We start from the raw sequence: 15,226 nt of genomic DNA on the forward strand, positions 1-15,226 counted from the left end.
GATTTGGTTTCTATCGGCACCCTCGGCGGACTGAACATCCCCAGGAGATCACGACTCCAACTGCCGCCGGGGTCAGCGCCGTCGGCGTTTCTCAATAGCAACCTGCTCATGTTTTAACATCCGCTATCTGGGTTCCGGCACTCAGTTGCCGCATGTGCTCCAGCTCCTCAGGCGAGACTGTTTGCGGAACGAAATCCTGTTCTATCCCCGGCACGCTGTAGTCATAGGCCCAGCGATACACGACCGGCAGCTTCGCTCCCCAGTTGCCGTGTATCGGCGGGGTGTTTGGCGTTTGCCATTCCAGGCTGGCCGCGCCCCAGGGGTTACTGCCTGCGGGCTTGCCCTTGAATGCACTCCAGGCCAGGTTGAACAGGAACAGCAACTGGGAAACGCCAACGGTCAATGCGACCACCGTAATGAAGGCATTCAAATCTTGCGCCGACTGCGGGATGAACGCGTAGTTTTCATAGGCGTAGTAACGGCGCGGCATGCCCTGGAATCCCAGGTAGTGCATGGGGAAGAAGATGGCGTAGGTGCCCAGAAAGGTAATCCAGAAATGCAGCTTGCCCAGGGTGTCGTTCCACATGCGCCCGGTTACTTTCGGGAACCAGTGATAAATGCCGCCGAACACCACCAGTACCGGGGCAACCCCCATGACCATATGAAAATGGGCTACGACGAAATAGGTGTCCGAGAGCGGAATATCCACGATCACGTTGCCGAGAAACAATCCGGTCAGACCGCCGACCAGGAAGGTGACGATAAAGGCCAGGGCAAACAGCATCGGCACGGTCAGATGGATGTCGCCCCGCCACAGGGTCAGCACCCAGTTGTAGACTTTCAGGGCGGTCGGCACCGCGATGATCAAAGTGGTTACGGCGAAGAAAAAGCCAAAGTACGGGTTCATTCCGCTGACATACATGTGGTGCGCCCAGACCACAAAACTGAGTACGCCAATCGCAATAATGGCCCACACCATCATTCGGTAGCCGAAGATATTTTTACGCGCATGCGTGCTGATCAAGTCGGAGACCAAACCAAACGCAGGGAGAGCAACGATGTAGACCTCTGGGTGGCCGAAGAACCAGAACAGGTGCTGGAATAATATTGGRCTGCCACCCTGGTGACCGAGCTGCTGCCCCAGCGAGATCATCGCCGGCATAAAGAAGCTGGTGCCCAACAGCTTGTCAAACAGCATCATGACCGCACTGACAAATAACGCCGGGAAAGCCAACAAGGCCATAATCGAGGCCATGAAAATTCCCCATACGGAGAGTGGCATGCGAAACAGCGTCATACCGTGCGTGCGCGCCTGCAACACCGTGGTGACGTAGTTCAAGCCGCCCATGGTGGCTGCGACAATAAAAATCGCCAGTGAGACGAGCATCAGGACGATGCCCCACTCGACCCCTGGTGTTCCCTGAGAAATGGACTGTGGCGGATAGAGCGTCCAGCCCGCCCCGGTGGGGCCGCCCGGGACAAAAAAACTGGAGAGCAACACCACTACTGCAAGCAGGTAGAACCAGTAACTCAGCATGTTGACATAGGGGAAGACCATGTCGCGGGCGCCCACCATCAGCGGGATCAGATAGTTGCCGAAGCCACCCAGAAACAAGGCCGTCAGCAAGTAGATGACCATGATCATGCCGTGCATGGTCATCGCCTGATAGTAAGTACTGGCATCCATGAACGCCAAACTACCGGGGAAGCCTATCTGCATGCGCATCAAGTCGGACAACACCACGGCGATAAGACCCACGAACAGAGCCGTCAAGGAATATTGAACAGCTATGACCTTGTGGTCCTGACTCCAGATATATTTGGTCAGGAAACTTTTGGGCTCGTGCAGTGCTTCTGTTTCGGCTTGCTCCGCATAGGTCATCACGTCATCCTCCTGTCGAAGTTTCGGTGCATTCCTGGCTGCTTTACGGCTACTTCCCTGGCTCCGCCTTGCTCGCATCGGCGTCGGCATTCGCTTTGGATTTGATAAAAGCGATCAGTGCGTTCAACTCCTGATCACTCGGAGCCAAGGCCGGCATGACGGGTGAATAGCCTTTGACGATTTTGGCGCCGGGATCAAGAACCGATTCCCTTATATAACCCTCATCGACCTTGATACTCGTACCGTCGGCCAGGGTTTCTGTCTTGCCATACACGCCCTGCCAGCTGGGGCCGACACCCTTGCTGCCATCGACACTGTGGCAGGCCAGACAGCCGAGCGACCCGGCCAGCCGCTGCCCCTGCGTCGCCAAGTCGTCACCTGGGCCCGACGCGCCGCTGGCAGAAGGTTCATTGTCTTGCTGTTCGGCACCCAGCGATTTGATCAGGGCGACGAGAGCACCCAGTTCATCGTCATTGAGAGTATAGGCCACCATGACTGGCGGGTAGCCCTGTACCAGTCGGGCCTTCGGATCGAGGATCGACTCTTTGAGGTAGGCCTCATCGACCCGCACACTGGTGCCATCGGCAAGCTGTTCTGTGCGGCCGTATAACCCTTTCCATCCCGGGCCGAGACTGTTATTGCCATCCTGGCTATGGCAGGCACCGCAGCCGTATTTTTCGACCAACAGGCGACCTTTTTCCAGAACGCTGTCCTGGCTGGGTTTGGCGGCTGTCGTTAATGTCTGAGCAAAAGTCGGTTGGCTATTCAGCCATTGATCGAACGTGCCCTGTTCTTCCATGATCATGTGGCCGCGCATGTTGTAATGACCTACACCACAAAATTCAGCGCAAAGGATTTCATATTTCCCGGCTTTAGTCGGCGTAAACCAAAAGTACGAAACCATCCCTGGCACCATGTCCATCTTGCTGCGAATTTGCGGCACATAGAAATTGTGCAACACATCTTTAGAGCGCAGTAAAACTTTCACTGGCTTATCGAGCGGAAGGCGAACTTCATTGCTTCTTATAAGCACATCGTCTTGCCCAACAGGATCCTTGGGGTCAAGGCCGAAAGGATTGGCGGAATCAACAAACTTGATGTCCGATTTTCCCAGCTTCCCGTCCTGGCCGGGAAAACGAAAGGCCCACTGCCACTGCTGGGCGACCACTTCAAGTTCATAAGCATTTTTCGGCACCCGGATGAAGTCACTGTAAACAACCAGGCCTGGCGCCAACATTGCGGCAATACCTACCGAGGTCACGATAATCAACCATGTTTCCAGTTTTTTGTTTTCTGGTTGGTAGGCCGCCCTGGAACCTTCCTTATGGCGATAACGCATCACGGCTACCGCCATAAAAACCGTGATGGCGATGAAAAATATTCCGCTAATGATCAGGGTGATGAACAGGGTGGTGTCTATTGACCCCCAGTTGGAAGCTGCCGGTGTCGCATGCCAGGGCGCTAGTATATGAAACAGCACTGATGCAATAACGATTAGTATCAAGATAATTGCTATTGCCATTTTCTCTTCATCCTATTCCTGTTGCTCACTGGTGATGCAAAAGCATCGCCACTGACGTCCAAGCAGGGCAGACAAATACCATCCATTGCGACGGTAAAATCAGCCAGAAGTATAGTGCATGGACGGAGCAGGCGCTTTTCCTGAGAAATCGAACCAATATTCCAATTCGAACATTAAGTTAATTGTTTAAAGCGATTCGCTACATGTAACTGTAGATATTCAGCATCACGTCTTTTGGGACTAAATGGGTATAAGTTAAGTGCAGATGACCTTCGCCTACGCAGTTACAGCTAGCGAAGCCCGGTCGCCAGCTATACTCATTTCGGATGACGGGTGGCAGAACCGACCAGAAGCGGCTGTCATTGCGAAGAGAACAGAGCTACAGGGTCCAGCAGTCCACAACGGAGGTTTCGTCATGAGTGCCCTGACAATCGAAGGCTGGTGCAAACCCAGCAGAGACAAAAAATCCACCCCCGTGGGTGAAATCCATTTTTACGTCGATGTCCCCCTCCGTAAGCGCTTGGAAGACGCGGAAGAACGCCTGAAGGCGACCGATGAGCGTGAAGTCATGGTCGATGTCGACATGGCTACATTGGATTTGAAAGTGCCAGAGGGATATGGCCCCTTGTCCGACTGCCAAATGCGCGTCTACTTGCACCTCGAGCGCGGTCAGTACCATTTGGTCGGGCATCGAGCGAGCGATGGAAGCTTGATCTATACCAACGCGGTTTTGATTGATCAGCAGCTTTAGAAGCCACTTCGTGATACTAAAAATCGCAGCCTACAGCTGCGATTTTTTTATCTGAATAAAGGACATGCCCCATGGACCGATTCCAGGAAATGCAGGTCTTCGCTGCCGTTGCACAGGAACAAGGTTTCTCGGCGGCGGCGCGGCGTTTGGGGATGTCGGCGGCCAGTGTCACCCGGGCGGTGGCAGCGCTGGAAAAGCGCATCGGCACGCTGTTGTTGACGCGTACCACCCGCAGCGTGCATTTGAGCGAGGCGGGGCAGCGTTATCTGGAAGATTGTCGGAGGATTCTTGCCGAGGTGCAGGAAGCGGAGGATTCGGCTGCCGGCAGTCATGCCCAGCCCCGTGGGCAACTGACGATCACCGCGCCAGTTTTGTTCGGTGAGTTGTTTGTCACGCCGGTGATGGTCGGTTATCTCACTCAATTCCCTGAAGTCAGCATCAATGCCTTACTGGTCGACCGGATCGTGAACATGGTCGAAGAGGGCATTGATGTAGCGGTGCGTATCGGTGAGCTGGGTGACAGCAATCAACATGCGATTCGCGTGAGCGAAGTGAGGTGGGTTATTTGCGCTTCGCCGGCTCTTTTGGCGGCCCGTGGCAGGCCACGCCACCCAAATGAGCTCAGTGGTGCCCCGATTGTTGCAACGTCAGCCATTGGGCAGCACAGAACCTGGGCATTCCTTGACGCGGGTGAACTGCTGAATGTTCGTCCGGAACCGCGTCTGGTGGTCACCGCCAATCAGGCGGCCATCACGGCGGCATGCCTGGGCCTGGGATTCACCCGGGTCCTGTCTTATCAAGTGGCAGGCAAGGTGAGTGCCGGTGAACTGGAAATCGTTCTGGCTGACTTCGAACTGCCTCCGTTGCCCATTCATGTGGTCTACCAGGGGGGCCGCAAGGCGCCAGTGCGGGTCCGCAGTTTTGTCGACTTTGCAGTGAAAACGTTGAGAGACCATCCAGCCCTGCACGGTTAATGGTTTATTTCGCTGGATGAAATAATGGATTGCGTTTGCTGGTTATTCTGTTGTTTTGGTTGTGGGTGGAAGATGGCGTCCCTCGGTGCTGATCTTTCCTGAACGGCGCCACTACCCAGCGGAGTCGACCATGCAAGCGATCAAACTCTACAACTTCCCTCGTTCCGGCCATGCTCACCGTGTGGAGCTGATGCTGTCGCTGCTGCAACTGCCGACCGAGCTGATCTTTGTCGATTTGGCAAAGGGCGCGCACAAGCAGCCGGATTTCCTGGCGCTCAATTCGTTTGGTCAGGTTCCCGTCATTGATGACCAAGGCGTGGTATTGGCCGACTCCAATGCGATCCTGGTGTATCTGGCGCAGAAATACGGAAACGGTCGCTGGCTACCAACCGATCCAGTTGCCGCGGCAAAGGTTCAGCGGTGGTTGTCCGTTGCTGCCGGACCGATTGCCTTCGGCCCGGCCCGGGCCCGGCTGATCACGGTGTTTGGCGCGCCTTACAATGCTGAAGAGGTCATCGCTTACTCCCATACCGTGCTCAAAGTGATCGATCAAGAGTTGGCCACAACGCCGTACCTGGCGGGCGCCGAGCCTACCATCGCCGATGTGGCCGCCTACAGCTACATCGCCCATGCGCCGGAAGGCAATGTCTCGTTGGACGGCTACGCCAAAATCCGCGCCTGGCTGGCGCGTATTGAAGCCTTGCCCGGGTTTGTCGGCATGCCGCGCACCGTGGCCGGTCTGCAAAAAACGGCCTGATACTCGCGGCCCGACCTGCTCGGGCCGTTCACGATGCGCGCAGGGGAGAACCCTTATGGAACATTCACCTTGGCATGCCGGCGAGAAACAGTTGCAGACTCATGTGGGCGTTGCCGAGCGAATGGAGGCGTTCGGTCGCAGGGTGATTCGCACTCAGATGCCGGATCAGCACCGTACGTTCTATCAGCAACTGCCGTTCATGCTGTACGGCGCCGTAGATGTTGATGGCAACCCTTGGGCCAGCATTCTTGAAGGGCCCCCGGGCTTCGCTCATTCACCCGACCCTTCGCTGTTGCAGTTCGACCGCTTGCCGAGTGCCGATGACCCCGCTCAGCTGCGAGACGGGGACGCTATCGGTCTGCTCGGTATTGAGCTGCATACCCGACGTCGCAACCGCCTCAATGGTCGAGTCGGTGCCGTGACGGCTGGCGGATTCGGCGTCACGGTGGAGCAATCTTTCGGCAACTGCCCGCAATATATTCAATTGCGCCAGTTTCGCTCGGTGCCATTGGCGGACCCCGCGAGTCGTGTCGCAGAGCATTTGAATGAACTGGATGACGCGGCCAGGGCCATGATCATCGAGGCGGACACGTTCTTTGTTGCCAGCTACGTGGACGTCGATGGCCAGCGCTCGGTGGATGTGTCTCACCGGGGCGGGCAGGCCGGTTTTGTACAGGTAGAAGGTAATCGCCTGACGATCCCGGACTTCGCTGGCAACCTGCATTTCAATACGCTGGGCAATCTGCTGATCAATCCTCGCGCCGGTTTGTTGTTTATCGATTTCAATTCAGGTGACTTGCTGCACCTCAGCGGGCGCACCGAGATCATCCTCGACGGCCCGCAAATCGAAGCCTTTCAAGGCGCCGAGCGGTTGTGGACCTTTGAGGTCGAGCACATGGTACGCCGGCCTGCGGCGCTGGCCTTGCGCTGGCGCTTTGACGGCGTGTCACCCACCAGTTTGATGACTGGCACCTGGGAACAGGCGAATGCCCGGCTGCAAGCCCAGGCTCTGGGTGATCGATGGCGGCCACTGCGGGTGATGCGTATCGAGGCGGAAAGCCAACACATCCGTTCGATCTATCTGGAGCCCACCGATGGCGTCGGGTTGCCGATGTTCCAGGCCGGGCAGCATTTGCCCCTGCGATTCAACATTGCCGGTGACGTGCATATCCGCACGTACAGCCTGTCGAGCGCGCCGTCTGATGATTTTTTCCGGATCAGCGTGAAGCGTGACGGGTTGGTGTCATCGCACCTGCATGAGCGGATTAGTGTCGGTGATGTACTGGAGGCCCGCGCGCCTCAAGGGCATTTCACGGTGGCGCCCCATGAGCGGCGACCGCTGGTGTTGCTGGCCGCGGGCGTGGGCATTACGCCGCTGCTGTCGATGGTGCGCGAGGTGGTTTATCAAGGCCTGCGCACGCGGAGCATCCGCCCGACCTGGTTCTTCCAGAGTTCGCGAACCTTGGCCGATCAACCCTTTCGCCCGGAACTGAATCGCTTGCTCGACGGACTCGGTGACGCGGTGCGAATCGTGCGTTTGCTCAGCCAGCCCGAGACCGATGCACGGGAAGGTGAAGATTACGACCTGACCGGGCGTATCGACGCCGATTTGCTCAAGGCCACGCTTGAGGTGGAAGACTACGATCAGCTGGATTTTGTCCTCTGCGGTCCAGGCAGTTTTACCCAGGCGATGTACGACAGCCTGCGTGATATGGACATCCGTGATTCGAGGATTCACGCCGAAACCTTTGGCCCGTCCACGTTGCGCCGGATACCCGACCCGGATGCGGTGGTCATCGAGCAACCACCGGTCGCGACGACGTCGGTACCGGTGGTGTTCGAGCGCTCGGCCAAAGAGGCGCGCTGGAAGCCCGATAGCGGCAGTTTGCTGGAACTGGCCGAAAGCCGTGGTCTGCGCCCGGAGTTCAGTTGCCGCGGCGGGTCCTGCGGGACGTGCAAGACCCGTCTGATCAGCGGCGAGGTGAGTTATCCACAGGTACCGGCAGAAGTGCCCGGCGCAGGAGAAGTGCTGATCTGTTGTGCGGTGCCGGCGCAGGGTTCGCAGCCGTTGGTGCTGGATCTGTAACCCCAGACGTGTGGATAACCTCCTATGGGTGCCGGCTCACTCCTACAGAAAAGCAATCAGGCATAGGACAGGTATTTTTCTTCCAGCAATTCTTCGTACAACGCGGTCCACTTGCGGCCCATCTCGTCAGCTGTGAATAACTGCCGATAACGCGCCTCAGCCTACACGCAGCGTTTTGCCGCGTTGGTGGAGGACGCAGGCCTTGTGATCGAGCATCGTCAGGCCACCGGATTTTTCTGGGTGATGGGCATGATCTTCTTTTGGGCCGGTGAGCGGGCCGCCGGGCGGGATTTGGGCGGCGCAGTGCGTGATCGCATTCATGCGCCGTATCCACCGCTGATGGAGAGCTGGGCCAGAACCTGGCAAGACCTGTTGGCGCAGCCCGACGGGCTGGCAATCAAGCAGATGCTCGACCACTTCATGCCCAAGAGTCAGGTGATCATCGCGCGCAAACCGTTGGCTAGCGAAGGTGCGCCATGAGCAGCAAACGAATCATGGATATCGAGGTGCTGCGTGCCATAGCGGTGCTCGGCGTACTGTTCCATCACTTGCAGGGCAGCCTGTTCACGGACCCCGTGCCACTGCTTGAAAAAATCCACGCCTGGGCGCAGCCGTGGTGGGGTGTCGATCTGTTTTTCGTCATCTCGGGTTTTGTGATTGCCCGTAGCCTGATTCCTGCGCTGCAAGGCTGTAGTACGGGTCAGGAATACTGGGAGCAGACACGCAATTTCTGGCTGCGACGAGCTTTTCGCCTGTTGCCGTCGGCCTGGTTGTGGCTGGCGCTGATGCTGCTGGCGTGCGTCTTTCTTAACCGCTCCGGCGCGTTCGGCACGTTGTACGCGAACCTCCAGGCAACGCTGGCGGGGGTGTTGCAGTACGCCAATTTCCGTTTTGCCGACAGCTTCTTTCATTACGAGTACGGCAGCAGTTTCGTGTACTGGAGCTTGTCGCTGGAGGAGCAGTTTTATCTGTTGTTCCCGCTGCTGATTTTCGTCTGCCGCAAACATCTGGTGTGGGCGTTGCTGGCGCTGGTCGCGGTGCAACTGTTCACCCTGCGCACACCGATGTTGATGGTGATCCGCACTGACGCACTGGCCCTTGGGGTGCTGTTGGCAATATGGAGTGTGCAGCCGAGTTACTGGCGCTGGCAGCCGACATTCTTGCACCGGCCGTGGGCTGGTGTGTCGTCACTGATCATTGTCGGATTGCTGTTGAGTTTCATGGCTACCGACCGTTTCACCTTCGCTAATTACCGCATCGGCTCGATCGCATTACTCAGCGCGGTGCTGGTCTGGATTGCCTCCTATAACCGCGATTACCTCTTGCCCGCCGGTAGATTGCAGCGGCTGATGGGGTGGATCGGCAGTCGTTCCTACGGCATTTACCTGATCCACATTCCGGCCTATCAGTTGGTGCGCGAAATCATCTTCCGGTTGCAGAGTGCCGGTCTGCCGAACCCGGCCGGGCATCCGGTGGTCACGCTGCTGATCGCCTTCGGGCTGATTGTTCTGCTCAGTGAACTGAATTTCCGCTTCATCGAAATGCCCATGCGCAACCGTGGCGCCGCGCTGGTGCAACGCCTCGGTACATCCAAAACCGCTGTCCCATCCTCTGGAGCCACCTCATGCTGAGCCTTTTGAAGAAACTCACGTCGGCGACGCCCGCACCTGCCCCGGTGCAAACCGTCGCCCCGGTGGCAGAAAAGGTCGATCCGTATATGCTCGGGCTGCACGATGCGATGCTCAGCGGCTGGTTCAATCAGGAGACCGGCGAGCTGTTCACTGGCTTCCCGGTGTCGGCTGATGACACCTTGATTGATGTGGGATGCGGTGACGGTGGCAACGTGCAATTCTGCGGCCGGCGCGGGGCAAAGATCATCGTCGCCGACATCGACGCCGCCAAAGTTGAAGCCACCCGTCAACGCCTCAGTGACACCCCGGCCCGCGACGTCGAATGTCACGTCACCGACTGCAATCCGCTGCCGATTGCCGACGCCACGGCCACCCGTGTGGTGTCCACCGAAGTCATCGAGCATGTGGACGACCCGGCGCAATTCCTCGCCGAGCTGGTGCGTGTCGGCAAGCCAGGTGCGCTGTATTTGCTCAGCGTTCCGCACCCGAGCTCCGAAGACCTGCAAAAGGACATCGCCGCGCCGCAGTATTTCCAGAAGCCCAATCACATTCGCATCATCAGCGAAGAGCAGTTCAAGGCGATGGTCGGCGACGCCGGCCTGGAAGTGCTCAGCCACAGCCAGTACGGCTTTTACTGGTCGATGTGGATGCTGCTGTTCTGGGAAGCCAAGGTCCATTTCAGCAATCCCGACCATCCGTTGCTAAACCACTGGGCCGAGACCTGGAAAACCGTTCTGGATTCGCCTCGTGGCGCGCAGATCAAACAGGCGCTGGATGCGGTCGTGGCGAAAAGTCAGGTGATCATTGCCCGCAAGCCTATGGTGTAGACGGCCCATGTCGCAGCCTTCGGCAGCTGCTACAAGGGTAGTTTTTGGCTTAAGGGTTTCAATAGTGTTTTTCCCGCGTTTGATCATATTGCTGACGGCTCTTGTGCTGCTCAACGGTTGCGAGCAACAGCACGCGCCACCGCTCGATCAACAGCTCTACGTCTGGCAACGGCAATGGACGCCAGCCCATGTCGCCGCCCTGCGCGACAGTCGTGTGGACTTTTCGACGCTACGCGTGCTGGCCTTGCAGGCGTTTCCTCAAGCCGGCTGGCGTCGTGCGCGGATCGATTCGGAGTTACTCAAACGCGATGGTCGGCCGCTGATTGCGGTGATTCGTCTGGATGGTCAGCTCAAGTCGTTGGACCAGGACGAGGTCACGGCGCAAATCCAACAGGTGCTCAGCGACTGGCAAGCGCAGGGGCTGACGCTGTCCGGGGTGGAAATTGACCACGATGCGGGTAACGCTCGGTTGCCGAGCTATCGAGCTTTTCTGGCACACCTGCGGGGCGTTTTACCGGCGACTTTGTCGCTAAGTATTACGGCGTTACCGGCGTGGCTGGACAGTCCCGAGTTGCCGGCTCTTCTATCGACTGTCGATAGCAGCGTGTTGCAGGTGCATGCGGTGAGCGATCCACGGCGCGGGCTGTTCGACCCGGATCAGGCGCGACAGTGGGCCAGAAACTGGAGTCGGCTCACGACGAAGCCTTTCTATCTGGCGCTGCCGGCCTATGGTGTGGCGCTGTTGCCAAGCGCCCGTGGTGCACCGGTTGTGGAAAGCGAGGTGCCAGTGGGGCGGGGCGGCGAGCRCCGGGAACTGCTGGCTGATCCGCGGCAACTGAGCTCACTCGCTGCTGAATTGCGCGCCGATCCACCGGCTCATCTGGCCGGCTTGATCTGGTTTCGCCTGCCGCTGGCGGGCGACCGCCGGGCCTGGAGCCTGACAACGCTGGGCGCGGTGGCTCGCGGTGACACGCTCGACAGTCGCTTGAGTGTGAAACTTAGTGCGCAAGACGGCCTCTATGACATCAGCCTCAGCAACCAGGGCAACCTCGACACTGCTTGGCCCGAACGCGTGACCCTGACCGTACAGGGCTGTGATGGCGTCGATGCGCTGGCCGGTTATGCGTTGCAACAGAGCCCGGATCTGCTTACCTTCACCCGCCTTAGCGACGGCCGAATAGCCGCCGGTGGACAGCGAGCGGTCGGTTGGGCGCGCTGCACAAAAATTGATCAAGGAGGCTCGAATGTTCACCCGTAACTGGCCCCGCCATCTGCTCTGTTTGAGCCTCAGCTTGCCGCTGGGTTCGGCGCTGGCCTGCGGCCCGGACTTCCCGATGCGCTTGCTGGACAATCGTGGACAGTCACTGGCGGAGCTGCCCGAAGGCAACTTCCAGTTTGAGATCAACCGTCTCGGCCATGCGATCGCGGGGCTAATGAATGTCGCGCAGTCGCCCAACGGCATGCAGGCGGCTGATTACGTAGAACAGCGAGACACCGCCGAGCAGGCCGGACTGACGGCGGAAGAGCAAGCGCTGGTGAAACAACTGCGCAGCCTGACGGATGCGCATCAAGTCGAAGCGCAGGGCGCGAGCCTGCCGGCCGAGCTCAAGCTGTATCTGGCGGGCGCTGCGGCGTTCAATGCGGGCGATCATGGATTGGCCGCGGAATACTTCCGGAAAGTGTTGGCATTACCGACCGATCAACGCGCCTTGCGCAGCACCTGGGCGGCGTACTCGCTGGGCCGGGCGCTGTTTGCCATGAGCGCCGAGGCGGACGCGTCGCCCGATCTGCTGGCGCAGGCGCGCAAGGCGTTCGAGCAGACCCGTCAGCTGAGCATCGACGGCTTCAGCGACACATTGGAACTGGGTGTCGCCAGCCTCGGCGAAGAAGCTCGCGTGGCCCGCACCGTCGGCGACTGGGACAGCGCCATCGAACTCTACGCCGCGCAAAACCTCCACGGTTCAGTAGTCGGTTACACCTCGTTGAAGCTGTTGATGGCCGATCTGCTGGCCATGCCGGACGATCAACTGAGCGCGCTGCTCAAGGATAAGCCGGTGCAACAACTGGCGACCGCGTCCTTGATCAGTCGCCTGGGCTGGTCATTCGGTGAACAACCAGCGAACGAATTGAAACTGATCAAACTGCTGCAAAGCAGCACGCGCGGCAGCCTGGATAACGCGGATCGATTGGCCGCGATGAACTATCAACAAGGCGATTACGCCAGCGCCAAGGCCTTCCTTGAACACGCCGGCGACGGCGGCCTGGCGTGGTGGTTGCGGGCGAAACTGGCATTGCGCGATGGCGATAAAAACGCAGCGGCTGCGGCGTATGCCAAAGCGGCTCAGGCGTTCCCGCAGAATGAATCCTGGGGTTTTCGCCGCACGCCGGACTACGACTACGAGACGCTTCAGCCCAAGTGTCGGGTCGAAGGTGAAAGTGCGATTCTTGCGCTGCAACGCGGGGATTATCTGCAAGCATTCGATCAGCTGTATCGCAGCCAGAGTATTTATTGGCTCGATGCCGCGACCGTGGCCGAACGGGTGCTCACTGTCGATGAACTCAAGCATTACGTCGACATGCAGGTGCCCGCGCCACCGCCGTTGAGCCAGCAGGATCGCGACAACTACGTACCGCTTCCGGTGGCAGCCAAATTGCGCAATCTGCTCGGCCGCCGATTGCTGCGCGAAGAGCGCTACGACGAAGCGCTGGCGTACTTCGAGAATGTCGATCTACAGAAAAAAGCCCGGCTGTATGGGCAACAGCGTCAGCTGGCGGACGCCGCGTGGTGGCCGACCAAGCGCGCTGGCGCTCTGTTCAATGCCGCCTGGACAGCGCGCGAGTGGGGGATGGACATTCTCGGCTACGAAATGGCTCCCGACTACGCCACGTTTGGCGGCAATTACAGCCTCGAAATCACTGAGCTGAAAGTCGGACCATTAGTCGCCGAAGGTGAAGTTCAGCGTCAGCAAGCCAGTGCCGCCAAACCCGATGAGCGCTATCACTATCGCTTTGTCGCAACGGCATTGGCCAGTCGCGCCGCCGATAACTTGCCGCACACCAGCCAGGCCTTTGCCGCGGTGCTGTGTGCGGCGGCGGGCTGGAACAGTAGCCTTGAAGAGCAAAGAGCCCTGTACCAACGCTATGTGAAGGAAGGACCTTATGTGGATTGGGCGGTGAATTTCGGTTTCCAATGCCCTTATCCCGATTTCGAAAATGCCAGCAAACGTTATGTGACTCAGGCAACTGACGCGACGCGTGCGGTGCTGCGGCCCTACAAGTGGCCGCTGCAGATTGGCGGTGTCATCGGCGTAACGGCAGTGGCGTTGCTGTTGATCAATCGTCGCCGCCGACGGGCGAAGTAAGGCTTATGCCTGTTGCACAAAGGTCAGCCGCACCGCGAAGCCGATCAACAGGCTGCCAAACAGCCATTGCTGGAGCCGCTGGGCTGAAGGACTGCGTTGCAGCCAACGTCCCAGCGCCGCGCCGACCAGTGCGTAAGCGCTGTCGAAGATCAAGCCGACACCGACCAGCACCATGCCGAGGATCGCGAACTGCGTGAGCACTGATCCTGCTTGTGGATCGATGAACTGTGGCAGCAGCACCGAACAGAACAGCAACGCCTTGGGATTGAGCAGATTGGTGAGCAAGCCGCGCTGGATAGCTTGCGACCAGCGCGGTTTCGCTGCGGTGGCGTCAGTGCCGTTCAGGTTCGGCAGCATCGTGGTGCGCAGGCATTGAATACCAATCCACAGCAGGTACGCGGCCCCGGCCAGACGCACCGCATCGAAGGTCCACGGCGCGGCTCTGAACAACGCCGCCAACCCCAGCGCGGCCAACGCCACATGACAACCCCGGGCAATGCCCAGGCCTATCGCGGTTTCCAATGCCGCCGCTTTACCTTGACGGGCGCCGGTTTGCAGCAGCAGGATCATGTCCGGTCCGGGCAACAAATACACCACCGCCAATGCCATGAAAAACAGCCAGAGTCCTGCCATGTTTTGCGCCCCTTTCGTTGTCGATTCGGTAGGGCCAGTCTAGGGCGCAAGGGCAGGGCAGGTGCTTGCGTAGTCAGCTTCTAAAGCAGGTGAAATTGGCATAATCTGCCGCTTGAAGATGACCACACCATCAGGATCTGCCAAGCCATGAAACTGGACGCCTACGACCGCAAGATCCTCGCGGCCCTGCAACGGGACGGTCGGCTGAGCAATGTGCAGTTGGCCGAAGAAATCGGCTTGTCCGCCTCGCCCTGTTTGCGTCGGGTGCGGATGCTGGAGGAGGCCGGGGTGATTCGCGGCTATCAGGCCAATCTGGATCGCGACGAGGTGGGGCTTGGGCTGACAGTGTTTGTCGGGGTCAAAGTCGAACGCCACAACGACGAGCAAGCCGAAGCCTTTCGCGTGGCCGTGACGGCACTGCCGGAAGTGATTTCGGCGTTTCTGGTGTCCGGGGAGTCGGATTTTCTACTGCAAGTGGTGGTGCCGGATTTGCGCGGGTATGACCGCTTTCTTACCGAGCGGCTGCTGAAATTGCCGGGTGTGAGCGATATTCGCAGTAACTTTGCGATTCATACGGTGAAGACGCCGGGGGCGTTGCCGTTGGGGCATCTGCCGCTTTAGACCGAGTCGACCCCTTCGCGRGCAAGCCCGCTCCCACATTGATTTTGTGAACGCCACAAATAAAATGTGGGAGCGGGCTTGCTCGCGAAGGGGTCGACTCGGTCTAAAGCGGCAGATGCCCCAACGGCAACGCCCCCGGCGTCTTCACCGTATGAATCGCAAAGTTACTGCGAATATCGC

At 58.7% G+C, this 15,226-nt stretch carries 12 protein-coding genes and 4 pseudogenes; 10 read left to right on the forward strand and 6 right to left on the reverse strand.

Annotated elements, in window-relative coordinates; translation table 11 throughout:
* The 3 genes and pseudogenes from AC1DSG_RS17600 to AC1DSG_RS17610 form a co-directional block, all read right to left on the reverse strand.
* Positions 1 to 110 (reverse strand): annotated as a pseudogene (locus tag AC1DSG_RS17600) (cytochrome c oxidase subunit 3); the annotation flags it as partial.
* A complete protein-coding gene (gene ctaD, locus AC1DSG_RS17605) occupies positions 107 to 1,882 on the reverse strand; it encodes a cytochrome c oxidase subunit I (RefSeq protein ID WP_477792032.1) in 1,776 nt (591 codons plus the stop codon). The pseudogene AC1DSG_RS17600 and the gene ctaD, both read right to left, overlap by 4 nt.
* Positions 1,883 to 1,931: 49 nt before the next feature.
* A complete protein-coding gene (locus AC1DSG_RS17610; RefSeq protein WP_477792023.1) occupies positions 1,932 to 3,404 on the reverse strand; it encodes a c-type cytochrome in 1,473 nt (490 codons plus the stop codon).
* 415 nt (positions 3,405 to 3,819) lie between these two features.
* On the opposite strand from AC1DSG_RS17610, the gene AC1DSG_RS17615 reads away from it, so the two are divergent.
* From AC1DSG_RS17615 to AC1DSG_RS17630, 4 genes are all read left to right on the forward strand, one after another.
* The gene (locus AC1DSG_RS17615; protein WP_477792024.1) at positions 3,820 to 4,155 is read left to right on the forward strand and encodes a hypothetical protein; all 336 of its coding nucleotides are present in this window, start codon (positions 3,820 to 3,822) and stop codon (positions 4,153 to 4,155) included.
* A 71-nt stretch (positions 4,156 to 4,226) separates the two neighbouring features.
* Positions 4,227 to 5,129, forward strand: coding sequence for a LysR family transcriptional regulator (locus tag AC1DSG_RS17620; RefSeq protein ID WP_477792025.1), 903 nt, complete (start codon positions 4,227 to 4,229; stop codon positions 5,127 to 5,129).
* A 130-nt stretch (positions 5,130 to 5,259) separates the two neighbouring features.
* A complete protein-coding gene (locus AC1DSG_RS17625; protein ID WP_477792026.1) occupies positions 5,260 to 5,886 on the forward strand; it encodes a glutathione S-transferase family protein in 627 nt (208 codons plus the stop codon).
* Between the two features lie 55 nt (positions 5,887 to 5,941).
* A complete protein-coding gene (locus AC1DSG_RS17630; RefSeq protein ID WP_477792027.1) occupies positions 5,942 to 7,972 on the forward strand; it encodes a 2Fe-2S iron-sulfur cluster-binding protein in 2,031 nt (676 codons plus the stop codon).
* A 56-nt stretch (positions 7,973 to 8,028) separates the two neighbouring features.
* Here AC1DSG_RS17630 and AC1DSG_RS17635 read toward each other — a convergent pair.
* Positions 8,029 to 8,133: pseudogene (locus tag AC1DSG_RS17635) on the reverse strand (hypothetical protein); the annotation flags it as partial.
* 13 nt (positions 8,134 to 8,146) lie between these two features.
* Between AC1DSG_RS17635 and AC1DSG_RS17640 the strand changes: the two are divergent.
* The 5 genes and pseudogenes from AC1DSG_RS17640 to AC1DSG_RS17660 all read left to right on the forward strand — a co-directional run.
* Positions 8,147 to 8,452 (forward strand): annotated as a pseudogene (locus AC1DSG_RS17640) (class I SAM-dependent methyltransferase); the annotation flags it as partial.
* Positions 8,449 to 9,603 carry an acyltransferase family protein gene (locus tag AC1DSG_RS17645; RefSeq protein ID WP_477792028.1) on the forward strand — a complete coding sequence of 385 codons (1,155 nt, stop codon included), beginning with the start codon at positions 8,449 to 8,451 and terminating at the stop codon, positions 9,601 to 9,603. The pseudogene AC1DSG_RS17640 and the gene AC1DSG_RS17645, both read left to right, overlap by 4 nt.
* Entirely contained in the window at positions 9,597 to 10,430 is an 834-nt protein-coding gene (locus AC1DSG_RS17650) for a class I SAM-dependent methyltransferase (RefSeq protein ID WP_477792029.1), read from the forward strand. Before AC1DSG_RS17645 ends, AC1DSG_RS17650 begins: the two co-directional genes overlap by 7 nt.
* 61 nt (positions 10,431 to 10,491) lie before the next feature.
* Positions 10,492 to 11,688: a DUF3142 domain-containing protein gene (locus tag AC1DSG_RS17655; protein WP_477792033.1), complete on the forward strand. Its 1,197-nt coding sequence runs from the start codon at positions 10,492 to 10,494 to the stop codon at positions 11,686 to 11,688.
* A complete protein-coding gene (locus AC1DSG_RS17660; RefSeq protein WP_477792030.1) occupies positions 11,675 to 13,792 on the forward strand; it encodes a hypothetical protein in 2,118 nt (705 codons plus the stop codon). The genes AC1DSG_RS17655 and AC1DSG_RS17660 overlap by 14 nt, the downstream gene beginning before the upstream one ends.
* A gap of 3 nt (positions 13,793 to 13,795) precedes the next feature.
* Here the strand turns inward: AC1DSG_RS17660 and AC1DSG_RS17665 are convergent, their stop codons facing one another.
* Entirely contained in the window at positions 13,796 to 14,425 is a 630-nt protein-coding gene (locus tag AC1DSG_RS17665) for a LysE family translocator (RefSeq protein WP_477792031.1), read from the reverse strand.
* 147 nt (positions 14,426 to 14,572) lie between these two features.
* Here AC1DSG_RS17665 and AC1DSG_RS17670 point away from each other — a divergent pair, with 147 nt between their 5' ends.
* Complete coding sequence (locus AC1DSG_RS17670) at positions 14,573 to 15,046, forward strand: Lrp/AsnC family transcriptional regulator (protein WP_046030842.1); 474 nt, start codon at positions 14,573 to 14,575, stop codon at positions 15,044 to 15,046.
* A gap of 103 nt (positions 15,047 to 15,149) precedes the next feature.
* Here AC1DSG_RS17670 and AC1DSG_RS17675 read toward each other — a convergent pair.
* Positions 15,150 to 15,226 (reverse strand): annotated as a pseudogene (locus AC1DSG_RS17675) (Lrp/AsnC family transcriptional regulator); the annotation flags it as partial.

This window comes from Pseudomonas sp. P5_A12 (assembly GCF_056400685.1).

Coding starts and splice junctions, on each gene's coding strand:
- AC1DSG_RS17670 (WP_046030842.1), top strand. CDS start 14,573: ATGAAACTGGACGCCTACGACCGCAAGATCCTCGCGGCCCTGCAACGG.
- AC1DSG_RS17660 (WP_477792030.1), top strand. CDS start 11,675: ATGTTCACCCGTAACTGGCCCCGCCATCTGCTCTGTTTGAGCCTCAGC.
- AC1DSG_RS17665 (WP_477792031.1), bottom strand. CDS start 14,425: ATGGCAGGACTCTGGCTGTTTTTCATGGCATTGGCGGTGGTGTATTTG.
- AC1DSG_RS17630 (WP_477792027.1), top strand. CDS start 5,942: ATGGAACATTCACCTTGGCATGCCGGCGAGAAACAGTTGCAGACTCAT.
- AC1DSG_RS17610 (WP_477792023.1), bottom strand. CDS start 3,404: ATGGCAATAGCAATTATCTTGATACTAATCGTTATTGCATCAGTGCTG.
- AC1DSG_RS17620 (WP_477792025.1), top strand. CDS start 4,227: ATGGACCGATTCCAGGAAATGCAGGTCTTCGCTGCCGTTGCACAGGAA.
- AC1DSG_RS17625 (WP_477792026.1), top strand. CDS start 5,260: ATGCAAGCGATCAAACTCTACAACTTCCCTCGTTCCGGCCATGCTCAC.
- AC1DSG_RS17650 (WP_477792029.1), top strand. CDS start 9,597: ATGCTGAGCCTTTTGAAGAAACTCACGTCGGCGACGCCCGCACCTGCC.
- AC1DSG_RS17615 (WP_477792024.1), top strand. CDS start 3,820: ATGAGTGCCCTGACAATCGAAGGCTGGTGCAAACCCAGCAGAGACAAA.
- AC1DSG_RS17645 (WP_477792028.1), top strand. CDS start 8,449: ATGAGCAGCAAACGAATCATGGATATCGAGGTGCTGCGTGCCATAGCG.